Source organism: Neobacillus endophyticus (assembly GCF_013248975.1).
In the GTDB taxonomy this organism is placed as follows: domain Bacteria; phylum Bacillota; class Bacilli; order Bacillales; family Cytobacillaceae; genus Neobacillus; species Neobacillus endophyticus.
The window spans coordinates 2124158-2149563 of the sequence record NZ_JABRWH010000001.1 but is presented as its reverse complement, the minus strand read 5'-3'; the positions used below and the strand labels follow the sequence as shown (position 1 = coordinate 2149563).

At 40.7% G+C, this 25406-nt stretch carries 17 protein-coding genes, 3 rRNA genes and 1 riboswitch; of the genes, 7 read left to right on the top strand and 13 right to left on the bottom strand.

The features are described from left to right. Positions 1–322 precede the first annotated feature (322 nt). The 3 genes from HPT25_RS10455 to HPT25_RS10445 all read right to left on the bottom strand — a co-directional run bounded on the left by HPT25_RS10455 (position 323) and on the right by HPT25_RS10445 (position 3967). Positions 323–1519 (bottom strand): aminotransferase-like domain-containing protein, encoded by a 1197-nt coding sequence (locus HPT25_RS10455; RefSeq protein WP_173071047.1) that lies wholly within the window; start codon positions 1517–1519, stop codon positions 323–325. A gap of 287 nt (positions 1520–1806) precedes the next feature. Continuing rightward, on the bottom strand, positions 1807–3048 hold the full coding sequence (gene fabF, locus HPT25_RS10450) for a beta-ketoacyl-ACP synthase II (protein ID WP_173063430.1): 1242 nt from the start codon (positions 3046–3048) through the stop codon (positions 1807–1809). A gap of 547 nt (positions 3049–3595) precedes the next feature. Beyond that, entirely contained in the window at positions 3596–3967 is a 372-nt protein-coding gene (locus tag HPT25_RS10445; RefSeq protein ID WP_173063427.1) for a tellurite resistance TerB family protein, read from the bottom strand. 240 nt (positions 3968–4207) lie between these two features. Here HPT25_RS10445 and HPT25_RS10440 point away from each other — a divergent pair, with 240 nt between their 5' ends. Next, the gene (locus tag HPT25_RS10440; RefSeq protein WP_173063424.1) at positions 4208–4996 is read left to right on the top strand and encodes a GNAT family N-acetyltransferase; all 789 of its coding nucleotides are present in this window, start codon (positions 4208–4210) and stop codon (positions 4994–4996) included. A 156-nt stretch (positions 4997–5152) separates the two neighbouring features. Continuing rightward, positions 5153–5671 carry a DUF4825 domain-containing protein gene (locus tag HPT25_RS10435; RefSeq protein WP_173063421.1) on the top strand — a complete coding sequence of 173 codons (519 nt, stop codon included), beginning with the start codon at positions 5153–5155 and terminating at the stop codon, positions 5669–5671. Positions 5672–5836: 165 nt separating this feature from the next. Here HPT25_RS10435 and HPT25_RS10430 read toward each other — a convergent pair whose 3' ends face one another. The 4 genes from HPT25_RS10430 to HPT25_RS10415 form a co-directional block, all read right to left on the bottom strand. Beyond that, positions 5837–6460, bottom strand: a complete 624-nt coding sequence (locus HPT25_RS10430; protein ID WP_173063419.1) for a YitT family protein — start codon at positions 6458–6460, stop codon at positions 5837–5839. A gap of 16 nt (positions 6461–6476) precedes the next feature. Next, positions 6477–6725: a hypothetical protein gene (locus tag HPT25_RS10425; RefSeq protein WP_173063416.1), complete on the bottom strand. Its 249-nt coding sequence runs from the start codon at positions 6723–6725 to the stop codon at positions 6477–6479. Next, complete coding sequence (locus tag HPT25_RS10420) at positions 6726–7094, bottom strand: Gp49 family protein (protein ID WP_173063413.1); 369 nt, start codon at positions 7092–7094, stop codon at positions 6726–6728. Between the two features lie 122 nt (positions 7095–7216). Further along, a riboswitch (cyclic di-AMP (ydaO/yuaA leader) is annotated at positions 7217–7356 on the bottom strand. 198 nt (positions 7357–7554) lie between these two features. Continuing rightward, a complete protein-coding gene (locus HPT25_RS10415; RefSeq protein ID WP_173063410.1) occupies positions 7555–10878 on the bottom strand; it encodes an efflux RND transporter permease subunit in 3324 nt (1107 codons plus the stop codon). Between the two features lie 214 nt (positions 10879–11092). Here HPT25_RS10415 and HPT25_RS10410 point away from each other — a divergent pair, with 214 nt between their 5' ends. Then, on the top strand, positions 11093–12175 hold the full coding sequence (locus HPT25_RS10410; protein ID WP_173063407.1) for a branched-chain amino acid aminotransferase: 1083 nt from the start codon (positions 11093–11095) through the stop codon (positions 12173–12175). A 104-nt stretch (positions 12176–12279) separates the two neighbouring features. On the opposite strand, the gene HPT25_RS10405 is transcribed toward HPT25_RS10410, so the two are convergent. Beyond that, a complete protein-coding gene (locus tag HPT25_RS10405) occupies positions 12280–13095 on the bottom strand; it encodes a VOC family protein (RefSeq protein WP_173063404.1) in 816 nt (271 codons plus the stop codon). Positions 13096–13381: 286 nt separating this feature from the next. On the opposite strand from HPT25_RS10405, the gene HPT25_RS10400 reads away from it, so the two are divergent. From HPT25_RS10400 to HPT25_RS10390, 3 genes are all read left to right on the top strand, one after another. Next, positions 13382–14215 carry a hypothetical protein gene (locus HPT25_RS10400; protein ID WP_173063401.1) on the top strand — a complete coding sequence of 278 codons (834 nt, stop codon included), beginning with the start codon at positions 13382–13384 and terminating at the stop codon, positions 14213–14215. A gap of 218 nt (positions 14216–14433) precedes the next feature. Beyond that, positions 14434–14622, top strand: coding sequence for a hypothetical protein (locus tag HPT25_RS10395; protein WP_173063398.1), 189 nt, complete (start codon positions 14434–14436; stop codon positions 14620–14622). A 284-nt stretch (positions 14623–14906) separates the two neighbouring features. Continuing rightward, positions 14907–16196 carry an NCS2 family permease gene (locus tag HPT25_RS10390; protein ID WP_173063395.1) on the top strand — a complete coding sequence of 430 codons (1290 nt, stop codon included), beginning with the start codon at positions 14907–14909 and terminating at the stop codon, positions 16194–16196. Between the two features lie 142 nt (positions 16197–16338). Here the strand turns inward: HPT25_RS10390 and HPT25_RS10385 are convergent, their stop codons facing one another. The 4 genes from HPT25_RS10385 to HPT25_RS10370 form a co-directional block, all read right to left on the bottom strand. Continuing rightward, positions 16339–17700, bottom strand: coding sequence for an IS1182 family transposase (locus HPT25_RS10385; RefSeq protein WP_173058723.1), 1362 nt, complete (start codon positions 17698–17700; stop codon positions 16339–16341). Positions 17701–18205: 505 nt separating this feature from the next. Beyond that, positions 18206–18322 (bottom strand): 5S ribosomal RNA (gene rrf / locus HPT25_RS10380). Between the two features lie 88 nt (positions 18323–18410). Then, positions 18411–21345 (bottom strand): 23S ribosomal RNA (locus HPT25_RS10375). A gap of 204 nt (positions 21346–21549) precedes the next feature. Continuing rightward, positions 21550–23099 (bottom strand): 16S ribosomal RNA (locus HPT25_RS10370). Together the 16S, 23S and 5S rRNA genes form the textbook arrangement of a ribosomal RNA operon. Before the next feature lie 404 nt (positions 23100–23503). Between HPT25_RS10370 and HPT25_RS10365 the strand changes: the two genes are divergently transcribed. Beyond that, on the top strand, positions 23504–23908 hold the full coding sequence (locus HPT25_RS10365; RefSeq protein ID WP_173063392.1) for a PBECR3 domain-containing polyvalent protein: 405 nt from the start codon (positions 23504–23506) through the stop codon (positions 23906–23908). 544 nt (positions 23909–24452) lie between these two features. On the opposite strand, the gene HPT25_RS10360 is transcribed toward HPT25_RS10365, so the two are convergent. Next, a complete protein-coding gene (locus HPT25_RS10360) occupies positions 24453–25295 on the bottom strand; it encodes a tyrosine-type recombinase/integrase (RefSeq protein ID WP_173063389.1) in 843 nt (280 codons plus the stop codon). Positions 25296–25406 lie beyond the last annotated feature (111 nt).

Here is a 25406-nt window from a genome sequence, read left to right as displayed (position 1 = left end):
CTTATCTATATAAATTATACTTCAAAAATATCAAAATATGTCGATTTTTATCGAAATTTACCTTTTGTAAATATGCAACTTAAAAAATCTGTATGTAGGTAGTCTTTAAGGATAACAATGGCTGTTTATATCATAAGAAAAAGGGTAGCCGCAAGCCCCCTCTATTTCAAGCTCTTCGTTTGTTAATCAGGACTTAAATAATACCATATGTGAAACCTCACACGAGGTATGATAGCCCCATTTTCATTAAACAAATAGGATCAATATAAACGTACTCCTCCCTTTTTCAGGAGAAAGCCCTTTATTATAAAACATTAAATCATTACCTTTTAGAATTAGTTTCTATAACTTTTCCCAATAGTTCAATTCCCTTGATCATGTCTTTCTTATCACTATAACTAAACGAAAGTCGGAGAAATTCGGTTCCTTCATTTTGATCTAAGAAAAAGTATTTACCCGGAATAAACGAGACGCCCGCTGATAAAGCTTGCGTTAACAATTGTGACGTATCCGCTCCCGGTATTTTGATCCATATAAAGTAACCGCCTTTTGGAACATACCAGGAAACCGATTCTGGAAGATGTTGTTCCAGTGCGGAAAGCATGACCTTACACTTCTCTTGATACGTATTTTTTAAGATTTTAAGCCGTTCATCGAAATTTGTGGTTTCTAAGAATACCGACATTGCAGCTTGTGCAAAAGGATGATCCAAATCCTTTTTAAACCAGGCTAAAGCTGTAATCCATTCCCCTTTCCCTGCAATCCACCCAATCCTCATTCCCGGTGCCACTACCTTCGATAAAGAGCCAATATGCAGAACCCGGCCTTCTTGGTCCATCGCTTTTAAAGATAATGGGCTTTTTTCAAAAACTAATTCTCCGTAGGCATCGTCCTCAATGATCAGGAAATTGTATTTCGCAGCAAGCTCTAGTACATGTTGCCTTCTTTCCGTTGACATGGTAACCCCTGTTGGATTCTGAAAGGTTGGTATCGTATATAATAACTTTGGAAGTGTCAGTCCCTTCTGTTTCCTTTCTTCCAAAATTTCTTCTAATCTTGCCGTTTGAAGTCCATCCTCATCTACTGGAATACAAATAAAATGCTGGGTATAATTTTTAAAAATCTCCAAAGCCTCCATATATGTTGGAGACTCTAAAGCAATCACTGTCTCATCATCAAGGAAAATTCGGGCTACTAAATCGATTGCCTGACAGGCACCCGCCGTAATCAATAGCTCCTCACCTGAAACTGCAATACCACGAACTAGCAAACGTTCTCTAATTTGCTCTTGCAGCTTTCCCATTCTAGGGCTTCCTGAATAATGGAGAGGCAAGTCCTGCTCTTCATTAAGCAGTCTGTTCACTGCTGACTTTAACTCATTTACAGGAACAAGCATAGGGTCGGGGTAGCCCGAGCTCAAACGAATGCATTTATCCGGAAGATTTGGAATCCATGATCCTGGTGGATCACTTTCTAGTGCAGCTTTTATTTTTTCAGAAAAAAAGGATTCACCCTTCACTTTCACCATACACCTTTCTATCCATTAGTCTTTTTCACTGTTGTTATTATCTTTATTTTATATCAGATCATTAAACGTTTCGGCAATATATACAATATAGCAGCTTGCATGGCTTGTTTCTCACTATTTTCTACTCCATCCTCGAGACAAAACCGCGCGCCATACAAATCAACATCATTGCTCATATAATCCAGACCACATTTTATCTAAAAAGGCATCTTGACGGCCTTTGTTTCAACGTAAAAAGGCGTGACAACATGCCCGCCTTTTTACGTTTCTATTTCCCATTAATTTATAAACTTTTTAAAAATAAGCGTCACATTATGCCCGCCAAATCCTAATGAATTCGATAAGACAATTTGGACGTCCTTGTTTTTCGCCTCGTTTGGAACATAATCTAAATCTAACAGTTCATCTGGTGTTTCATAGTTAATAGTAGGCGGAATGATTCCTTCATTGATGGCATAGATAGAAAAAACAGCTTCAATTGCCCCAGTAGCTCCGAGCAAATGGCCAGTCATGGATTTCGTAGAACTTACAGAGAGCTGATAGGCATGTTCTTTAAAGACCGCTTTGATAGCCAATGTTTCGTACAAGTCGTTGTAATAGGTGGATGTACCGTGCGCATTAATATAGTCCACTTGATCAGGTGTGATTCCGGCATCCGCCAATGCCAATTTCATGGCACGCTGCGCGCCTTCTCCCTCCGGTGCAGGCGTTGTAATATGATGGGCATCACCTGTAGCGCCATACCCAACTAGCTCTCCATAAATGTGCGCACCGCGGGCTAATGCATGTTCCAGTTCCTCCAAAATCAAAATACCAGCGCCTTCTCCAATAACAAATCCATCCCGATTTTTATCAAAAGGCCTGCTGGCTGTTTTAGGATCAGGATTTTTCGAAAGGGCTGTCATATTAGAAAAACCAGCAATAGTCATCTCCGTAATCGTTGCTTCAGTACCGCCGGCAATCATGATATCCGCGTTCCCATTTTGAATGACACGGAATGCATCACCGATGGAATTGGCGCCTGAAGCACAGGCAGTTACCGAACAATTGTTAATTCCTTTTGCCCCAAGTTCAATAGATACCTGGCCTGCAGCCATATCAGGAATGAACATAGGAATCGTAAACGGATTGACGCGTCTTTGGCCTTTTTCTAGAAATTTCCGATGCTGTTCCTCAAACTCTCCTAAGCCGCCAATTCCGGATCCGATCCAGACACCCGCTCGCTCTGGATGAAGATCTTCACCTATTTGAATCCCGGCATCCTTTAATGCCATTTTGCTTGCCGCTATAGCAAACTGACAGTAACGGCCCATTCTTCTTGCTTCCTTTTTATCCATAAATTCTTCAGGTGAAAAGTCTTTAACTTCGGCTGCAATTTTGATATCCACTTTATCTGTATCAAAGCTGCTGGCAGGACCAATCCCTGATATGCCATTTTTTATGTTATTCCATGTGGTATGAGCATCATTTCCTAAAGGTGTTATGGCACCCATCCCCGTAATCACTACTCTTTTTTTCATGTAAAAAAGTCTCCTACTCATTTCTCTAAGTATGGTAATCTCTTCGCCAATTTAGGAATTAATTTTTGGCTTAAGCCTTTTCATTATCTATTCTATTTTAACCAATTCATAGTTATAGGACAAATTGATTGGTTTCTTATTCTACAATAAATCCCCAAAGAAAAGTATAGAAAAAATCCTCTCCGAGAACTGACTTTCTGCCGTTAATTTACTGACTGTTCCATAATCGCGTTAACATTGAAATCGATTACATTCACATTAAATAAGCATATTGGAATATATATGAAGCATATATATAAAACATTTCCACTTGAAAGGGGGATTGCTTATGGATAAATGTATTTCTTGTGGAGAGGAACTATCGCTAATGGAGAGGACCAGAGCCGAATGCTGGGAATGCAGAGATACCACAACGGAAGCCTATGCGGAAGAGGAATAAGCAGCTGGTTACTATATTGTATTATCTTTAATGATAGGCCCTAGCCCATGTCCATCCTTAAGGGCTAGGGCCTTTATTGATACATATCCAAAATTTGATGGATCTTTTCTAGGAAATCGATAATTCTTTTATTTTATCGATCCAATCCTTAAAATCCGAAAACTCACTTGAATCAAATCCGAAGTGCTCTTTTATGATTTGGACAATTTCCACTTCACGATCATGATAAACCCCATCTGCAAAGATTAATTGAAAGAGCTCCGTTAGGACTATATTTTTGGAACGCTCTTTTTGAAACGTGTTTAAAATATCGTCAATGGCGAGGCCTTTTATTTGATAATCCTCAAGCCCCATTTCCTTTTGATACTTGTTAAGTACGGTACTTTCAAATACAGAAACATTTCCATCTGCTTTGGCGATCAAAGCCGCCAACTCAATAAATGCAATTTTTTCCTCTGGCTGTAATTCTGCCAGGAACATTTATCTTCAACTCCTTACTATCATTATTAGTTTATACGTTTTAATATCCATAAAGTTTCAATCCTGCGGAATCTATTTTTCTTTTTAAATATATTTCTTATTTAATGAAAAATCATCGTATCACAAGTTCTAAAGGCAATCTAGAGGATCATTTCACTATTTTTCACTTGAAATTTTGGAAAAACTTGAAATTTTTATAGTTATATGTCTACGATATTTACAAAGTAAGGAGGAATTTCTGTGATTAGAAAGCTTTCAGGCCAGGACCATGACCAGGTGATGGCATATTTAAGCGAAGAACCGTCTATCAATCTATTTATTATCGGCGATATCGAAGCCTTCGGATACGATTCAGATTTTCAGGAGGTTTGGGCTGAGTTTGATCAACATGGCCGGATAAAAGCTGTATTGATTAGGTTTTACCAATCCTTTATTCCATATGCCAAGGGAGATTTTGATGCAGCTGGATTTGCTTCCATTATGAAAGAATATGGCCAGCCCATTCGATTATCCGGAAAAACAGATATCGTTGATCAATTTGAGGCATTCGACGATCTTACTCTCGGCAAAAAGCAGGTGACTTTCTTTGCCGAATGCCGAACAGGTGACTTTTTGAATGCAGGAGAAGATTCTGATGCAATTAAACAAGCTGGTATTGAGAATGCGGACCAAATCATTGAACTCCGTCGATCAATTGACGAATTTCATGTAGGAAACGACGCCCGAGAGATATTAATTCAGTCCATGGAGGCAAAAACAGGTCGAACCTATTACACTTCCGAAAATGGCATTTTCACTTCATGTGTCTCCACAGCCGCAGAGAATTCCATGTCAGCCATGATTGTAGGTGTCTGCACACATAAGGAGCATCGTCAAAAAGGGCTGGCAACTGCCATCATGAATAAATTATTTCCAGTAATACTCGCTGAAGGCAAAACCCTGTGCCTTTTTTATGACAACCCGGCAGCAGGCCGCATATATAAAAGACTAGGTTTTCAGGATATTGGTATGTGGACCATGTACCGTTGATTTGTGGTGCCTGACACCCTATTTCGGTACCTGTTCCCGTGGACAGGCATCAAAACTAGCTTTAGCGATTCACTAAATACAGTGTAAAATTTTAATAATAAAAAGGTGAATATAGCTGCGTATAAATTTTACACAAAACCCAAGGGAGGACCATGAATGAAAAGTAGGATAAGTGCTTTCCTATCATTGTTTTTCATTGCCATATTCGTTCTTTCTGGTTGTTCAATTCCTTTGAAAAAAAACGAAAATAAAAGTGGCAGTGCAGCAGAAAATAAGGATTACTCAATCTACAATGATTACTACAATAACAAAGTGCAGTATATTGGAAATAATTCCGAAGTTATCAATTTACTTCATATTTTAAAAGCTGGTGATTTAGGAGAATATACAATTGAGTTAACTACCGATAAGGAACCCTTTGGTTTAACCATTAACTATTCAAAGCTAAGAAAAAATGATGATGAAGACAAGTTTAAGACTATACGGCAAATCGAATTTTCATTTTACCTATTGGCTTTAATTGATAATTTAAGTTTCGTAGATGTGAATTACAAAACATATCATGATCATTTAGATATTGAGGAAGCCAATAAAACGGTCAATGGAAAAATAAAAAACTTTGGAAGTTCTCCAGAAAAGCTGAAAGAACTTAATGATATTCTTCATCAAAAATGAGCCTTTATGTTGAGTAATTACGAAATCGTATTATCAGTAAAATTTGAAACGCAAGTGATTTCGCTTGCGTTTTTAGACGCTCACTCCTAGCGAAATGCTTTGTGAATGGATGATTTGTATCTCATTAAAGTGAGCCCGTAAAAAAAAGTGCTGACCCGGCCGCAATCAGGCCTTATTCTTAATCGAAAAGTCAATGGTTTTGTAGGCTATGATAAAGGTGGCTAGTGAGTATAATGCTTCTTTAAGACCAAATATAAAAACAGCACTGCCAAAAATAATAAAATTAAATAGCAAGACGTATTGGCCAATTGTAATTCTTGAGCGCTTACTAAATAAAATGGCCATTACTTCGGTGCCATCCAAACACCCCCCAAAGCGGATGATAATCCCTACACCAAGGCCCAAACAAATACCGCCAAAAATAATAACAAAGATAGGGTTATGGGTAATGACCGGAATAGGCTCAAGGATGATGGTTCCAATCGTTAAAACCACCATCGCATAAAGACTTAAAACTATAAATCGTTTTCCCAGATAGGTATACCCTATGAAGAAAAAGGGAGTATTCAACACCAATAGTAACAGTCCCACTTCAAGACCCGTAACATGAGCAAGTATGATCCCGATCCCGATAATGCCGCCATCAATCAAATAATTTTTCACTAAGAATAATTGCAAGGAAATGGCAACCAGACAAGCCCCTAAGAATATAAAACTGCCCCGCTTAATTAATGAAATCACCCGCGATCTGCCATAATCTATGTAAAACTTATATCTTTTCCTATACATAAAGCCCTCCATCGTCCTAAAACCATACTTTAGTATCGGTACAATATATTCTCAACAAATAAGAAACATGCCCTAACGGCTGATAGGCTCTTAAGCCCTGCAGCCCCTTCGGCCAATTGTTTAAGCCCGTTAGTAATGACCATCCCTTCATAAAAATTGCTAATTTAAATTCGGACAAATAAAAATTGCCGAGAAAAATTCCTTTCTCGGCAATCTGATAGAACGGCAGTGACGCACTGCCGCTCTGAGTTTTTATAGTTATCACTTATACAAGGTATGCACCTAACGCAACCATTGCTTTCTTCAATGCTTGTTCATATGCTTTATCTTTACCAATTACTGAACGGAAATCCGCCATATCCCTTACTGTGGAGCGCCCTTCTACCTCATAACCATTATTAAAAATGAGCAGGCAAATGGTTGATTTTTCACTCATCCGGTGGAATTTCTTCTCCACAATCATTTCCTCCAATTTTAGGCGTTTATCATCTTTCATGCTAATCGCTCTAGAATAAGGAATAACGATATGATCATAAATATGACTATTTTTGCAAGTAACTAAAAGCAGCTTCTCACCATTATGCTCAACGTTATTAATTTCCCCACATTTAGGACAAATACTTTCAATAATCATAATTCTCTATCCCCTTGTTTCGTTCATATTCTCCTGAAAAAACCATCCCGCAAAACACCTAAAATATTTCGAAAATAAAAAAGAACACTAGTTTACTTGGTGTTCTTTTTTGCACACAGTAAACCTCCTCTCTAAACGCTTACGAGGTTAGCTGTCGGATTCGGGCTTAAAGAGTAGCCCTGCCTTTTAAAAAGGATTCACCCCAAGTACTAACGTACATTTATGGTTCCCCCGCTCCAGATGGATTAAGCGATATTAGGTTGTTTCAGAGAATTATTAAGATTTATGAAGAATAATATATTCCTTTAATTGCAAGTTGTAAATAGGAGAAATATATAATTCATTATTTCTCATTGAATTTTAATGGTTCTAAAAAAGGATGAAGAAGCTCCTCGGCTTCTTCATCCTTAATTTTTCCTTATTCCATTACTCTCATGGATACGCGGGCCAACACTCCGAATTAACACCCCTTCTTTTCTTCCAACACATGCTTTAACCCCCTATTTCTCCGTTTCATAAACAATTCATATACAAGCGGGACAACGATTAAGGTGAGTAAGGTAGAGCTTGTTAAACCCCCGATAACCGAAATGCCTAATCCTTTTGAGATCAAGCCGCCGCTTCCTTCCATCCCAATAGCCAGCGGAATAAGCGCGCAGATGGTTGCAATGGCTGTCATTAATATCGGCCGTAAACGGGTGGATGCAGCTTCAAGGATGGCTTCCCTTGTCGTTAAGCCTTCTTTTTCCTTGTGAACGACACGGTCGATTAGTACAATGGCATTGGTGATGACAATACCGATTAACATTAGCGCGCCAATCATAACCGAGACGCTGATTGTTTCCCTTGCGATAAATAATCCCACAAACGCACCAATGATCACAAACGGCAAAGAGAACAGAATAGCCAATGGCACAAGGGCACTTCCAAATGTAATGACCAAGATTAAATACACAATGGCTATCGCAGCAAGCATGGCTAAGCCCAATTGTGAAAAAGAGCTGTTAATGTCTTCTGTTACCCCGCCCATAGATGTTTTCACACCTCCAGGCAAGATTAATTTAGCTATCTGCTTTTTCATATCTGTACTTACCTTAGAAACATCCTTCGTTTTAATTTCGCTTGTTACACTCGCATAAATATCACCATTTTTTCGAGTAATCGTATCAGAGGTTTGACCTTTCACTGTTTTCGTAACGTCAGAAATCTTCACCAGCTTTCCTATTGGTGAAACAACCGTTTTATTCGTCAAATCATGAATATTGGCATAACTACCGGTATCGCTCTCGAGATACACATTAACATCTTGTCCATTCTGTTCAAGTGTTGTCAAAAGCTGCTTCTGATTGTTTTCTCCAAGAGTTGCCCCAATTTGGGCCGTTGTTAATCCCAGCTCACTCAGCTTATTTTTATCCACGACAAGCGAGTACTCAATGTAACTTTTTGAAAGACTTGTCTCCACATTTTTAAGGCTGTTGTTATCCTTCATAATGATTTGAATTTTCGTCACGATCGGTTTGATCTGTTCAATCGATGTTCCATACACATAAACAGTTAAATTATTGGAGCTTCCGGAGCTCGCCATGCTTACTGTGCCCCATTGACCTTTCGTTGTCATTTTCTTCAAGTTTGCCATTACGTTTTCTTGTTCTATCGAAAATGTTGGAGTGTTATCGTAGTATTGAATATAAAATAAGGCACTATTCTCCTGTCCTTTTCCCATTGTCATTGGATTCCCGCCGCCAATTGAATATTGAATGGTTTTTACATATTTACGATGCCGAAAGTAGTTCTCCACCTTGGTTCCGACCTTCTCTACATCATTTAGCGTCTGCCCCGGATCCGGATTATACGTAATTGCCATGGTTTTTTGCTCATCAGAACCAATTAAGCTGACACCGATAAATGGAACGAGACTTAACGAACCCATCAGCAGGGCGAGGGAAATAAGGGATACGATCCATTTATGATTTAATGACCACTTAAGAACCTCCAGATAAAAAGAAGCAAGCTTGAACTGCTGTTTTTTATCATGCTGCCTTATTTTCACTTTTAACCCCTTTTTGAAAAAACTGTGGGCGAGCATTGGCACCATTGTGATGGCAACCAATAAAGAAGCTGTAAGTGAAAACACAATGGTTAGTGCAAAAGGTAAAAAGAGTTCTCCAACCATTCCAGTAACAAAACCCATTGGTAAAAATACTGCAATCGTGACAACCGTTGAGCTCATGATAGGAATGAACATTTCCTTTGTAGCGGAAATTATCAACTCTCTGCCTTTTAATGGCTCATTTGGCAATGACATGCGGCGGTATATGTTTTCAATTACAACAATGGAATCATCAATAACCCTGCCAATTGCTACTGTCATCGCCCCCAGGGTCATAATATTTAACGTAATTCCCCGCCAATCCAACAACACTATTCCAATCAAAAGTGATAATGGAATAGAAACAACAGAAATGAAGGTTGATTTAAAGTTCCTTAAAAACAGCAAAATAATAAGCATCGCAAAAATCGCGCCTAAAATGGCCTTTTCCAGCATGGTATGCACAGATTCTTTAATCGGCTTAGCCTGGTCCAATGTCGTCAAAACTTGTATGCCTGGATGATCTTTCTTCACTCTTGTCACTGCATCTTGAACGGCGTTTCCGACATCGACCGTGTTTGCATCAGACGCTTTCACTATTTGAACGGCAATGGAGGGTTTTCCGTTTGTCCGGCTTATGGATTCCGCTTTTCCAATCATATGAATGGTTGCAATATCCCCAAGCTTTACTGTCGGAAGTTTACTGTCTCCAGTTTGCTTCACTTTCTTTCCTAACGTTTGGCCTTTACCGGATTGATTCTGTTTCAAAACTGGTCCTGCTTTACCTGTTGAAATACTGCTAGTCCTCCCTGCTGTTTTACCTCCCTGCTGGCTTGCAGCTTGTTCCGATGCTAGGATACCCAGGTGGCCTGCAGTTTGTCCCCTCAGCAGGCCAATTGTTTGTCCTGGCGTCTGGCCTCCTGATAGTCCCGCTTGAAATCCACCGCTCGTACTTTGAACCGGTATTGGTAGGTTTTTTAAATCATTGACGGTTGTCATTTTCCCTTTGATCACAACCGACTGCTGGGAATCATTAAAGTTATAAAGTCCAAGCGGGTAATTAAGATTATCACCCTTAATCATATTCTGAACAGTCTGTTCATCCAGGCTGTATTTTTGCAACTGATCTTTTTTAAAAATAAGGTCCACTTCATTCACTTCTTGACCCGAAACATTAACAGAGGACACGCCTTTAATCCCTTCAAGATTAGGAACGACTTGGTTGTTTATTGTGTCCGTCAAATCGGCAAGCGATTTCCCTGTTTGTGTCACACTTAACGTGACAATCGGGAATGCGTTAAAGGATATTCGAGTTACATTTGGATCCTGGACATTGTCCGGGAATTTTATTTTACCTATCGCATCTTTTAAAGTACTTTCAGCCTGATTCAAATCAGTTCCAAAATTAAATTCGATCTGAATGGAGGAAACATCTTTATTTGAGCTGGATGACACCGTATTGACATTCGATATGTTTTGAATGGCCTGTTCGAGCGGTTTCGTTACTTCATCGTCTACTTCTTGTGGTGTTGCTCCAGGGTCAACCGTTGTAACGGTAATCACCGGTAATGTAATATTGGGCAAAGTCTCCATTTTCATATTCATCGAGGAATAGATCCCTGCAGCTACTACAATTAGCGTTAAAAGCCACAAGGCAAATTTGTTAGAAATTGAAAATTGAATAATGTGCCGCATCTTTACAACCTTCCTGCACTGTGTCAAAGTGCTATTTTTTCAAAGCAAATGTTTCCTTCATTACTTGTATTAGACATAGTATTTTCCATTTTACAATTCCTATTTAGAAAGATATTTTTCTATTGCCTATTATTTCAAATTTCAAATTATTGTGTTTTTGCTGAATTTGGAGTAGTCTCAAATATATATAAATGATTTCATTAGGGGTGTAATTATGAGACAAGAGATAGCGTTTGTTGAAAAAGAAGAATTAAAAAGAAAACCAGATACTGCTTCTTTAGGCTTTGGAAAATATTATAGTGATTACATGTTTGTAATGGATTATCACAGTGAAAAAGGCTGGTATGACCCTCGGATTGTTCCCTATGCTCCTTTGACACTTGATCCAGCAGCAACAGTATTTCACTACGGCCAGGCCATCTTTGAAGGCTTGAAGGCCTATAAAACACCAGATGGAACGATTCAATTATTCCGTCCTGAAAAAAACATGCAGCGATTAAATGATTCATGTGAAAGGCTATGTATGCCCCAAATCGATGAGGAATTTTTATTAAGCGCCATTAAAGAACTAATTTTAACGGAAAAGGATTGGATTCCTAGTGAAGTAGGGACTTCACTATATATCCGCCCTTTTATTTTCGCAACTGAGGCATATCTGGGAGTCCGACCTGCTCAAGAATATAAATTGCTTGTCATCCTTTCCCCATCAGGAGCTTATTATGGCGACCAATTAAACCCCGTGAAAATTCATGTGGAAGAGGATTACGTCCGTGCTGTAATTGGCGGGGTCGGCCACGTTAAAACAGCAGGCAATTATGCAGCAAGCTTGAAGGCACAGGAAAAAGCTGAAGCAAACGGGTATGCCCAAATCCTTTGGCTGGATGCAAAGGAAAATAAATACGTCGAAGAAGTCGGCAGTATGAATATTTTCTTTAAAATCAATGGAGAAGTGGTAACGCCTAAATTGAATGGCAGCATTTTACCAGGCGTCACGCGTGATTCGGTTATTGAACTATTAAACTATTGGAACATCCCGGTACGGGAAGAAAAAATCTCGATAGAAGAAATATTTGCGGCACATGAGCGCGGAGAACTGGAAGAAGTATTCGGTACAGGAACAGCTGCTGTTATTTCCCCTGTAGGAGAATTAAATTGGAATGGCCGGGTTATCACAATAAATGATTATCAAATTGGCCAGCTATCACAAAGAATTTATGATGAATTAACTGGAATTCAATTAGGAAAAAAAGAAGACCCATTTAACTGGACAGTAAAGGTTGCCCATGTTGAAGTGTAATGAAAGAGGCGGATGACATTTCCGCCTCTTTTTTTAAGGAGCTTTTAGGAAACCATGTTAAAAGTCTCCCCATGATCTCCGTAAATCCCTCTCCTGCATCTCCTTTAAAGCGTTAACCTCCACCACCCGTTTAGCAATTCAAAGAGCCTGTTCTCCTTCGTTCCTGAAAGCGTCACTAAAAATGGCGTTTCTCCTTTCTCCTTTAGCACTTTTTCAGCTGGTCCTTTCCCAACAGGCGTGCAGAACAGTAATTCTGTGCCTGGTAACCCTAATTTTCGGCAGCGTGCATTTAATAACGGGTCAATGAACTCATCGCTGCTTTTTAGCGACAGCAGGATCTCCCAGATTGGTAAGGTTTCTTCTAAATCACGTAAAACAACACCGACACTTTCCATTCTTACTTCTCCCAGATTGTGGACACCTTCCAGCCCTTGTTCCTTCAATTCCGCCAATCTGACATGATCAGGCTTTTCCCATTGGATAAAAAACGGTGTAGAAAGCCCGCTTCCCGCAATTTCCGGAAAAAGCAACGACCATCTAATCACCTCTCCATCCGTTCGAACCCGCTCTCCAGGTATAGGGCCAAAAACGGTAAAACCATTCTTTTTCAGACTTTCTGCCAAATCATCTATATGATCTGTACGAATAGCAATTCTTGCAGGCCCCTCCCCATTTACCTGAGGAAGTCTTTCCACTATGTGTGAGATCAGGCGGTTTTCCGTTTGTACTTCCGCCGCGGTCATGTTTTCAATACCCAAAAACTCTATATAGCTTAACCCAAAATATGAAAGCATGTTATACGTTCCCCACGTTTCATGGCGGCCGCCGCGAACTGTGTAAATCCCCAATTGTGTAAGCGGATGAAGTGCCATCTCCGGCTTTTTAAAAAAACAAACTAAATGATCAAATGACAATGCCATAATTTCCTACCCCCTCTTTCACACATTTACTCCATCTGTTAATCCTAAAATGCTATATAGGATTCCATCTAAATGGTTCAACCTAGTATTCATTTTCATAATACCATAATTATCCAGGTGGTACCTGACACCCTGCTACACACCTTTCTTCACAAAAAGTTCAATAGTTAATCCTCAATTTTTGTTATGACCGTATATAATACGAGGTAGTCACCTTCATTTCTCCTACTATCCTCTTCGTTTATTCCTTTAAAATATAAATTCAGAAAGCAGGTTGAGATTTTCCATGAAAACTAGTTCCAAGGATATTAGCATTAATGGACAAATGCCGCAAATCAAAGTTTTTACCCACCCCTTCGCGAGTCCAGCAGAGCGAAGGGAATTTTTAAAGAATTTGGCTACAAGTGCAGAGTTTAATATGAGACACCGAGGATTATTCCAATATTACGGCAAGGATTTCATCAACTACAAGCGGGAAAAACCTTTAGATTCAAACCGTAATGAATTTCTTCGGCTAATTTCCAAATTCATGACAGACTTTTTAGAAGATAACTGTCCATCCTCTTGGCAGCAGTGTCAGCCCGCTTTTTGGGAAGAGTTAATTTTCACTTGTTTCCCACACCTCATGACCATTTCTCCAAAAGAAAATCAAGTTGAAACCTTCCATTCCCAAATAAAAAAGTTTGTCCGTTGGCTTGATAAGAAAACAGGCACTTCCTGGTTCCCTGTAGTTAAGATATACACTGAAGAATCATTTACTGATTTGAAAATATGCGAGCGTCTCCTTCATAAACTTTTTTTACGTGACTACCCACTTTTTCATCACCGCGACTGGAATCCCCAGCAAGATCTAGATAAATTACATCAAAAATTAGACCAATATACGGACAGTCTGAACAGCATTTTCGAGATTACAAGCATGATTGAAGATACCACTGTATTAACCGAGTTCAAAACGAATCATACTTTTTATATTAATGGCCTTCCCCGCCAGTTAATTCAACCAGGCTTAATCATGAGTGGAATGATTGGCAAAAGAAACGGAGAGTTAGCCTGGGAATGGTTCCAAACAGAAGGGATCTATCCGAACCGCGGAAAAAAATATATTCAGATTAAATAAATTCACTTGTATTGGATATTCAAAAGGAAATCAAATTTTACAGAACATATTAAAAAAGGTGATAGATGAGGAGAAAAGAATAAAAAGGGACATATCGTTGAAAGAAGCTTAAAGAGCCTGAATCCGTTACAGATTCGGGCTTTTTAACGGCTTGCATAAGAAACGAATAGAATAAATATGATAAGAAGTAAGATTCTAATGTAAAGGGTGGTTACTGCATGATTATTTTTAACAAAATTGCTTTATTTTTTGTATTGTTATACTCCGCATTTATTATGATAAATACCTATTTAGGAGAAACTGAGCGGGTACAATCAAATGTCATTTACTTTTTAATGAATGGGTTTGCCTATATTGTTTCGGCATTAGAGGTTGAAAAAGAAAAGGAAAGTGTAACGGTATCCTGAAATTAATTTTATATAAACCTAATGACAGCACATTTAAAAATGAAAGTGCCTAATGTTTTAATACCAGCCCTTTGGATGTATATAAAAGGATTCAAAGTGTAAATAGTTACTGATTTTAAACACCATACTTTTACCGTTACCCATTTTATGGAGCTACCACCTTAAGCTGGAAAGTGATCGAAACTATATTTTTCAACCTTGTTTTCTGTGTTATAATATTTCCCGGCATGAGTTATATAACTTAATGCGGGTGGGAGAGGGAAACGCGAAAGTGTGATCAAAATATGAAAGGAGTTTTCAAACTTAACCAGCATGGAACAAATTTGAAAAAGGAGGTTATTGCAGGGTTAACATCGTTTTTTTCCATTGTCTATATTATTGCTGTCAATGCAAAAATTCTTCAGGATGCGGGAATACCGCTTGAAGCAGGGATTATCGCGACCGTACTTTCTTCGCTGATTGGCTGTTTACTCGTTGCATTCATTGCAAACGTACCGTTAATTATCGTACCCGGAATGGGCATTAATGCCTTATTCACTTATACGGTTGTAGGTTCACTTGGACTCAACTATAAAGAAGCTTTAGCAGCTGTCCTCGTTTCTGGGATCCTTTTCATCATTGTGGCATTTACCAAGTTATCGATTATTTTAACGAGGGCGATTCCCAATTCGTTAAAGGAATCCATTTCAGTTGGTATTGGCTTATTTATTGCTTTTATCGGCTTGCAAAAAAGCGGAATCATCACCGGCAGCTCAACAAACTTTGTTGCGCTCGGCCATTTATCTTCGCCAATTGTATTAGCCTCGATAATTAATCTTGTTATCACGTTATTTTTGTTTTTAAAGAAAGTACCGGGGAATTTCTTAATCAGCATCATTCTAGGTACAATCGTTTCCTACTTTTTTGGAATTGTTCATTTCTCAGCAATGGATTCAGGCTTTATCTCTTTCAAAGACTATAAAAATGTCTTTTTAAGTGCGGACTTTGGAAAATTAACAACGATCCCATTTTGGACTGCTGCCTTTTCGCTCGTTTTGGTGCTTGTTTTCGAAAATATTGGCCTGCTTCATTCTCAAGTAAACGGAATGCTTCAGGCACCTGATAAGAACGGAAAATCGTTTAAAGCCATTTCGATATCAACGATTGTTTGTGGGTTGTTTGGCACAAGTCCTTCAGTCTCAACAGTTGAAACAGCAGCAGGCATAACAGCAGGCGGAAGAACGGGTTTAACCTCTGTAGTAACAGGTTTGTTCATTCTATTATCGCTTTTCTTCATGCCTTTAATAAAATTAGTTCCTAATACGGCTATTGCACCAATTTTGATTATTATTGGCGGTTTAATGCTGACAAATGTCGTAAATATTGATTTCACAGATTTTACTGAAGCGTTTCCGGCGTTTCTTGTTATAATCATGATTCCTTTAACATATAGCATTGTTGATGGGATTGCCTTTGGATTCATTGCCTATCCATTGGTAAAGCTGTTTACTAATAGGCAGCACCAGTTATCCCTATCAATCTTTATTATTTCAATTCTATTCCTGGCCAATTTCCTGCTGAATGCAATTGGTTAGATAACTATGAAAAAGCCCTTTATAAAGGGCTTTCAGATTGTAGACAAAAGGCATTTCAAAAGTTCCGATTCTGGCGCCCTTTTCTAAAATTGGGATTTTTCTGTTTGATTTTTCTTAAGGTAGACCCCGGCGGGGTCTATTTTTATGCCATTTCTGGACTTTTCCAAGTCCATGTAGCCAACTTCTTTAAATTCATAGCAGCAAAAGTAAGCATCGCCTGCATGGACAATTTTTTAAGACCTCTTAAGGTTGTCCATCGCATACCATGCTTTTCTTTCGCATCCGCGAATACACGTTCAATTGTTTCTTTACGACGTGCATATATTATTTTATTCTCTTCTGTATGACGAAGATGTTCAGCCTCTTCAAGATATGGTTCCCAGATATGTCGTTGAATGAGCTTTTGATGATTTTGACTTTGTGTACATTGTGCTAGAAGTGGGCAATCCTTACATATAACAGGATTAGAGATGTACTGTCGATAACCTTCCTTAGTAGTCGTTCTATAATCCAGAACTTGTCCTTCCGGACATATGTAACAATCAAAGTGCTCATCATAGACATAATCGTGCTTTTTCAAATATCCCTCCTTTGTACGTGGTCGTGTATAGGGTAAAGCAGGGCGAATTTCATTTTCAATTAAATATTGAGCAATAGCAGGTGTTTTATATCCGGCATCAGCAGCTACAGCATTAGGTTTCCCACATTTTTCAATGACCTTTTCAACTAGAGGCTCTAACATTGTACTATCATGAACGTTACCTGGAGTTACAATAGTCCCCAGGACAAAACCATTTCTATCTGCGGCTGCATGAAATGAATAAGCAAATTGCTTTGTCCTTTCGTCTTTTACATAGTAACCACTCTCCGAATCTGTTGTACTTTCTTTTATTTCTTTGTTTTCTTCTTTTTCATATTTATCTGGTGGGATGGGCTTTTTCCCATGTTCTTCACGATCACTATTAATTTCTGCTTGAAGACGTGCTTCATAAGCTTTTGATTCTTTCCGAACTACTTTCTTTTCGAATTTGCGTTTATTTGCACTTGCTTTAACGTGAGTTGAATCAATGAATACATGTTCCGAACTAACTAACTTTTTATCTGCTGCCTCTTTTAAAATACGGTAGAAAATTTGTTCAAATAAGTCTGTATCCTTAAAACGACGTTCGTAGTTTTTACCAAAAGTTGAAAAGTGGGGTACTTTATCATAAAAACCAAATCCTAAAAACCAGCGATACGCCATATTTGTTTCAATTTCCTTTATCGTTTGACGCATCGAACGGATACCGAAGGTATATTGAATGAAAGCCATCTTAATTAATACAACAGGGTCAATACTTGAACGTCCGCGCTTAGTTGAGTACAAATCTTCAACCAATGAATAGATAAATGAAAAATCTACTGCGGCTTCTATTTTGCGAACCAAGTGATCAGCAGGTACAAGTTGATCTAAGGCAATCATTTCAATTTGGTCACGATTTATCTGTGTATTTTTCGAAAGCATTCCATCCACCTCTATTAATTCTCTGTAAATAAATTATACAAAAGGCTGTGTTAATGTACATTATTGATTTTTACACTCTGTTGATTGGAGTGGAAGGCGGCGAAGACTCCTGCGGGAGTACGGGACAGGGGAGACCCCGCAGGCGCTGAAAGCGCAGAGGAGGCTCCCCGAACCGCCCGCGGAAAGCGAAGCCGCCTGGAACGGAAATCAACAGACAAGTTTAATATGGCCAAACAAAAAAGACTGTCGATTTTAAACCCGAAATCCTTCGGATTTGTCGACAGTCTGAAAGCCCTTTATAAAGGGCTTTTTTTGCTGATATTCTCTTTTCTTGTGTTTTAATTTTCACATAAATAATAGTTTACTTTTGAAGTTGGGAATAAAATGGGATAAGTTCAATTACGAAGCGAAAATCCATTTGATTGCTCGGAAAACAACTCGAATAGAGTTATTGATTTTTTGAGAAATGGACAAAAAAAAGAACAACCTTTGGCTGTTCTTTTTTGCCTGGCAGCGTCCTACTCTCACAGGGGCTTTCGCCCCAACTACCATCGGCGCTGAGAAGCTTAACTTCCGTGTTCGGTATGGGAACGGGTGTGACCTTCTCGCCATCACCGCCAGACTATTTTGTTGAGGTTTCATTCCCTCAAAACTAGATAATACAGAAGAAACGTTTAAGAACGAGTTCGCTTTATTCATATTGCTATGACTTGGTTAAGTCCTCGATCGATTAGTATCAGTCAGCTCCACATGTTACCACGCTTCCACCTCTGACCTATCAACCTGATCATCTTTCAGGGATCTTACTAGCTTGACGCTATGGGAAATCTCATCTTGAGGGGGGCTTCATGCTTAGATGCTTTCAGCACTTATCCCGTCCGCACATAGCTACCCAGCGATGCCTTTGGCAAGACAACTGGTACACCAGCGGTGCGTCCATCCCGGTCCTCTCGTACTAAGGACAGCTCCTCTCAAATTTCCTGCGCCCGCGACGGATAGGGACCGAACTGTCTCACGACGTTCTGAACCCAGCTCGCGTACCGCTTTAATGGGCGAACAGCCCAACCCTTGGGACCGACTACAGCCCCAGGATGCGATGAGCCGACATCGAGGTGCCAAACCTCCCCGTCGATGTGGACTCTTGGGGGAGATAAGCCTGTTATCCCCAGGGTAGCTTTTATCCGTTGAGCGATGGCCCTTCCATGCGGAACCACCGGATCACTAAGCCCGACTTTCGTCCCTGCTCGACTTGTAGGTCTCGCAGTCAAGCTCCCTTGTGCCTTTACACTCTGCGAATGATTTCCAACCATTCTGAGGGAACCTTTGGGCGCCTCCGTTACTCTTTAGGAGGCGACCGCCCCAGTCAAACTGCCCACCTGACACTGTCTCCCACCCCGATCAGGGGTGCGGGTTAGAATTTCAATACAGCCAGGGTAGTATCCCACCGACGCCTCCACCGAAGCTGGCGCTCCGGCTTCTCAGGCTCCTACCTATCCTGTACAAGCTGTACCAAAATTCAATATCAGGCTACAGTAAAGCTCCATGGGGTCTTTCCGTCCTGTCGCGGGTAACCTGCATCTTCACAGGTACTATAATTTCACCGAGTCTCTCGTTGAGACAGTGCCCAGATCGTTACGCCTTTCGTGCGGGTCGGAACTTACCCGACAAGGAATTTCGCTACCTTAGGACCGTTATAGTTACGGCCGCCGTTTACTGGGGCTTCGATTCAGAGCTTCGCTTGCGCTAACCCCTCCTCTTAACCTTCCAGCACCGGGCAGGCGTCAGCCCCTATACTTCGCCTTGCGGCTTCGCAGAGACCTGTGTTTTTGCTAAACAGTCGCCTGGGCCTATTCACTGCGGCTCTTCGAAGCTATTCACCTCAAAAAGCACCCCTTCTCCCGAAGTTACGGGGTCATTTTGCCGAGTTCCTTAACGAGAGTTCTCTCGCTCACCTTAGGATTCTCTCCTCGCCTACCTGTGTCGGTTTGCGGTACGGGCACCTTTTATCTCGCTAGAGGCTTTTCTTGGCAGTGTGGAATCAGGAACTTCGGTACTCTATTTCCCTCGCTATCACAGCTCAGCCTGTTCGAAAAGCGGATTTTCCTGCTTCTCAGCCTAACTGCTTAGACGCGCATATCCAACAGCGCGCTTACCCTATCCTCCTGCGTCCCCCCATCACTCAAACGATAAAGAGGTGGTACAGGAATATCAACCTGTTGTCCATCGCCTACGCCTTTCGGCCTCGGCTTAGGTCCCGACTAACCCTGAGCGGACGAGCCTTCCTCAGGAAACCTTAGGCATTCGGTGGATGAGATTCTCACTCATCTTTCGCTACTCATACCGGCATTCTCACTTCTAAGCGCTCCACGGGTCCTTCCGATCCCGCTTCACAGCCCTTAGAACGCTCTCCTACCACTGACATCGTAGATGTCAATCCACAGCTTCGGTGATACGTTTAGCCCCGGTACATTTTCGGCGCAGAGTCACTCGACCAGTGAGCTATTACGCACTCTTTAAATGGTGGCTGCTTCTAAGCCAACATCCTGGTTGTCTAAGCAACTCCACATCCTTTTCCACTTAACGTATACTTTGGGACCTTAGCTGGTGGTCTGGGCTGTTTCCCTTTTGACTACGGATCTTATCACTCGCAGTCTGACTCCCACGGATAAGTCTTTGGCATTCGGAGTTTGTCTGAATTCGGTAACCCGATGAGGGCCCCTAGTCCAAACAGTGCTCTACCTCCAAGACTCTTACTACGTGAGGCTAGCCCTAAAGCTATTTCGGAGAGAACCAGCTATCTCCAAGTTCGATTGGAATTTCTCCGCTACCCACACCTCATCCGCGCACTTTTCAACGTGCGTCGGTTCGGGCCTCCATCCAGTGTTACCTGGACTTCACCCTGGACATGGGTAGATCACCTGGTTTCGGGTCTACGACTACATACTAAAACGCCCTATTCAGACTCGCTTTCGCTGCGGCTCCGTCTCTTCAACTTAACCTTGCATGTAATCGTAACTCGCCGGTTCATTCTACAAAAGGCACGCCATCACCCATAAACGGGCTCTGACTACTTGTAGGCACACGGTTTCAGGATCTCTTTCACTCCCCTTCCGGGGTGCTTTTCACCTTTCCCTCACGGTACTGGTTCACTATCGGTCACTAGGGAGTATTTAGCCTTGGGAGATGGTCCTCCCTGCTTCCGACCGGATTTCACGTGTCCGGCCGTACTCAGGATCCACTCAGGAGGGAACGAAGTTTCAACTACAGGGCTGTTACCTTCTATGACGGGCCTTTCCAGACCGCTTCATCTACCCCGTTCCTTTGTAACTCCATGTTGAGTGTCCTACAACCCCGAAAGGCAAGCCTTTCGGTTTGGGCTGTTCCCGTTTCGCTCGCCGCTACTCAGGGAATCGCGTTTGCTTTCTCTTCCTCCGGGTACTTAGATGTTTCAGTTCCCCGGGTCTGCCTTCAGTACCCTATGTATTCAGGTAAAGATACTGCTCCATTACGAGCAGTGGGTTCCCCCATTCGGAAATCTCCGGATCAAAGCTTACTTACAGCTCCCCGAAGCATATCGGTGTTAGTCCCGTCCTTCATCGGCTCCTAGTGCCAAGGCATCCACCGTGCGCCCTTTCTAACTTAACCTAAAAGGTTTTACTCTTAAAAATAAGAGAGAAAAACTAAAATGGCGATTACTCGGTTCTTGCTTGGTTTCTTCTATTCGATTATCTAGTTTTCAAAGAACGAATAAAAAAAAGCTTTGAGAGAGATTGTTCTCTCAAAACTAAACAAACAAAGAACGTGTCACAAACCGTTTTGTCTGGCTCATAGGTCCAGCTTTATCCTTAGAAAGGAGGTGATCCAGCCGCACCTTCCGATACGGCTACCTTGTTACGACTTCACCCCAATCATCTGTCCCACCTTAGGCGGCTGGCTCCTTACGGTTACCCCACCGACTTCGGGTGTTACAAACTCTCGTGGTGTGACGGGCGGTGTGTACAAGGCCCGGGAACGTATTCACCGCGGCATGCTGATCCGCGATTACTAGCGATTCCGGCTTCATGCAGGCGAGTTGCAGCCTGCAATCCGAACTGAGAATGGTTTTGTGGGATTGGCTCCACCTCGCGGCTTCGCTGCCCTTTGTACCATCCATTGTAGCACGTGTGTAGCCCAGGTCATAAGGGGCATGATGATTTGACGTCATCCCCACCTTCCTCCGGTTTGTCACCGGCAGTCACCTTAGAGTGCCCAACTAAATGCTGGCAACTAAGATCAAGGGTTGCGCTCGTTGCGGGACTTAACCCAACATCTCACGACACGAGCTGACGACAACCATGCACCACCTGTCACTCTGTCCCCCGAAGGGGAACGTCCTATCTCTAGGAGTGTCAGAGGATGTCAAGACCTGGTAAGGTTCTTCGCGTTGCTTCGAATTAAACCACATGCTCCACCGCTTGTGCGGGCCCCCGTCAATTCCTTTGAGTTTCAGCCTTGCGGCCGTACTCCCCAGGCGGAGTGCTTAATGCGTTAGCTGCAGCACTAAAGGGCGGAAACCCTCTAACACTTAGCACTCATCGTTTACGGCGTGGACTACCAGGGTATCTAATCCTGTTTGCTCCCCACGCTTTCGCGCCTCAGCGTCAGTTACAGACCAGAAAGCCGCCTTCGCCACTGGTGTTCCTCCACATCTCTACGCATTTCACCGCTACACGTGGAATTCCGCTTTCCTCTTCTGCACTCAAGTCCCCCAGTTTCCAATGACCCTCCACGGTTGAGCCGTGGGCTTTCACATCAGACTTAAAGGACCGCCTGCGCGCGCTTTACGCCCAATAATTCCGGACAACGCTTGCCACCTACGTATTACCGCGGCTGCTGGCACGTAGTTAGCCGTGGCTTTCTGGTTAGGTACCGTCAAGGTACCGGCAGTTACTCCGGTACTTGTTCTTCCCTAACAACAGAGCTTTACGACCCGAAGGCCTTCATCGCTCACGCGGCGTTGCTCCATCAGACTTTCGTCCATTGTGGAAGATTCCCTACTGCTGCCTCCCGTAGGAGTCTGGGCCGTGTCTCAGTCCCAGTGTGGCCGATCACCCTCTCAGGTCGGCTACGCATCGTCGCCTTGGTGAGCCGTTACCTCACCAACTAGCTAATGCGCCGCGGGCCCATCTGTAAGTGACAGCCGAAACCGTCTTTCAGTTCTTCCTCATGCAAGGAAGAAGATTATCCGGTATTAGCTCCGGTTTCCCGAAGTTATCCCGATCTTACAGGCAGGTTGCCCACGTGTTACTCACCCGTCCGCCGCTAACCTCAAGGAGCAAGCTCCTCGAGATTCGCTCGACTTGCATGTATTAGGCACGCCGCCAGCGTTCGTCCTGAGCCAGGATCAAACTCTCCAAGAAAGTTGATATAGCTCATAAAAATAACGTTGGCTTCATTTCTAACGAAATGAATAATTATTGTTTGTTGACGTTTTTGTTTGTTTAGTTTTCAAAGAACAAATTTGAAGTGACGCGAAACTAATCGTACCATCTATTTTCGCAGAAGTCAACTTCTTTTTTATTTTAAAAAATATAAATCGGAAGCGACAACAAAATTAATTGTATCATTTAAATTCGTGGAAGTCAACTTCTATTTTCTTAAGTTATCTCGTTTAAAAGAGAATATTAATACTCTACCACTTCGTTTCGTGGAAGTCAACTTCTTTTTTTAAAATTACCTTAATAAAGAAATTACCACTATTATTTGTAATTCATTATTTTTAACATATACTGAGACAAGGAGTCTAGAAAAAAGGTTGTTGCAAATGACTATTATCATTAATCCGTATTCTACAGATACGCAACTTGTAGGTTATGTACCAGAAGCCGTAGTAAAATATTATTGCATTAATTGTTCCAGCTATGAAGTTTACATGCCTCCTGGGGTGCTTAAGCATTTAAAGAAGCGAGGTCATTGGAATGACTTTTTAAAATACCATACAGATATTCCAAATATGATTGCAAATCCAGATTATGCCGGCCAAAACCCTAAAGAGCCAGATTCAATTGAACTATACAAAGTGGTTGATGACCATGTTTTAATTGCTATTAAAACAAATCCAGCTAACGGTTTATTTTTAGGGTCCTTTTATTCTTTAGATCAAGGGAAGAAAAAGATTCAAGGACGATTGAGGACCGGTCGTATTCATCCTTTCAAATTTTTCATTTAACTTTTTTGTTTATTTTCAAAAACGTTTTGCTTTTATTACTAAATTCCATTTTATATTGCTTTAAACATTATAATTTGCTGCTTTTTTGATAGTAAAGCTGTTTACAACTAACCTATTTTGAGGTACACTGAGAAAAGAGAGCAGTAAAGTAATTACAAGAAAATACATTTATTTTTCAAACTAGAATACATTAACTATATAAAGGTTAATTTGAGGTGGGAAAGGTTCCCCACGCGCTACCCGAAAGGGTAGTTACCAGAGATCAGGATTGCCGCCCTGCAAATTAATCTTTATAAAAGTCGAAGGTTGCCTTTTTTTCGGAAGGCGGCCTTTTTATTTTTTGGTTCTGTTAAAATTGATTTATCATCATCAACAGAAATACAATTGTATTTCTGAGGGGTATAATCTTTGTATTTTTTCTGACTGTCAAAATCATCTAGTATTCCGAACTCGTGTACGCAAAGCAACGTCATCATCCTCTCATACATTAAATATAGTCAAAAACAGCACCTCCGTAGAAAGGAGATGCTGCTTTTATTACAACTCAACCTAGTGTATCATTAATAAAAGTTTTATTTATCATTTCTTCTATTCGATTTGTATTTGAGTTTTTTAAATATCTTTTTGTTAAATTAAGATCTTTGATTCCCGCAAGACGAGATACAATTTCTAACTCAACATTGGCATCCACAAGCCTTTGGCAGAATGTATGCCGTAATTTATTCGGATTCACATTATATTTCTTAAGCATATATTGAACAGTTCTTTCTGTTATCCGTTCATCAAATTTCGAAATAAATATAGAATCTGATGTATGGGACATTAAAAAATTTTCCAGGTGAGTTTTTGCATCACTTGAAAGAGGAATGTTGCGTTTATCTTCACCTTTTTCAATGGTTAATTCATTTTTGACAAAATCAATATTCGAACGATTTAAACTACACAGCTCGGAAACACGAATGCCTGTATGCAAAAGTAAATAAACGATCGCAATGTCTCTGAGATTTCCGTCTTCTTTCACCTGAGTTAATAAAAGCTCATACTGTTCAGCTGATAAGGTCTCGATATCCTCTTTTATAACTGGCTCTAATTTTATTCCGAATATCAAATCGGGTTTCTCTAAAAATTTAGCAAATGTTCGTATAGCACCTGCTGTTTTATCAATAGTTGCTAAACTTTTCTGCTGCTGTTCTAAAAATGAGATATATCCTTTAATATCATCCTTTGTTAAATGGTCAATAGCAGATTTTTTCCCTAGAAGCCACTCTTGAAACTTTACTAACTCTCTCTTGTAAGTTGTAATAGTGTTAGGAGATTTCCTTTGTTCTTTCAGCCAATGACAAAAATCTTGAATCAGCGGAATAGCTTCATTAGAGTTTTTCTTCAACTTTAAACCTCCTATTATCAACGTCCATTTCATTATACAATTTCGAAAAACAGGAGTAAACTTCTGCGAATAAAATAAACAAAAAAAACACCCCTAAGGGTGCTCTTTCAA

Excerpts from the sequence above, each read along its gene's own strand:
- fabF (WP_173063430.1), bottom strand. The coding sequence starts at position 3,048 with ATGAAAAAAAGAGTAGTGATTACGGGGATGGGTGCCATAACACCTTTA.
- HPT25_RS10445 (WP_173063427.1), bottom strand. The coding sequence starts at position 3,967 with ATGTTCCTGGCAGAATTACAGCCAGAGGAAAAAATTGCATTTATTGAG.
- HPT25_RS10435 (WP_173063421.1), top strand. The coding sequence starts at position 5,153 with ATGAAAAGTAGGATAAGTGCTTTCCTATCATTGTTTTTCATTGCCATA.
- HPT25_RS10430 (WP_173063419.1), bottom strand. The coding sequence starts at position 6,460 with ATGTATAGGAAAAGATATAAGTTTTACATAGATTATGGCAGATCGCGG.
- HPT25_RS10420 (WP_173063413.1), bottom strand. The coding sequence starts at position 7,094 with ATGATTATTGAAAGTATTTGTCCTAAATGTGGGGAAATTAATAACGTT.
- HPT25_RS10415 (WP_173063410.1), bottom strand. The coding sequence starts at position 10,878 with ATGCGGCACATTATTCAATTTTCAATTTCTAACAAATTTGCCTTGTGG.
- HPT25_RS10410 (WP_173063407.1), top strand. The coding sequence starts at position 11,093 with ATGAGACAAGAGATAGCGTTTGTTGAAAAAGAAGAATTAAAAAGAAAA.
- HPT25_RS10405 (WP_173063404.1), bottom strand. The coding sequence starts at position 13,095 with ATGGCATTGTCATTTGATCATTTAGTTTGTTTTTTTAAAAAGCCGGAG.
- HPT25_RS10400 (WP_173063401.1), top strand. The coding sequence starts at position 13,382 with ATGAAAACTAGTTCCAAGGATATTAGCATTAATGGACAAATGCCGCAA.
- HPT25_RS10395 (WP_173063398.1), top strand. The coding sequence starts at position 14,434 with ATGATTATTTTTAACAAAATTGCTTTATTTTTTGTATTGTTATACTCC.
- HPT25_RS10390 (WP_173063395.1), top strand. The coding sequence starts at position 14,907 with ATGAAAGGAGTTTTCAAACTTAACCAGCATGGAACAAATTTGAAAAAG.
- HPT25_RS10385 (WP_173058723.1), bottom strand. The coding sequence starts at position 17,700 with ATGCTTTCGAAAAATACACAGATAAATCGTGACCAAATTGAAATGATT.
- HPT25_RS10365 (WP_173063392.1), top strand. The coding sequence starts at position 23,504 with ATGACTATTATCATTAATCCGTATTCTACAGATACGCAACTTGTAGGT.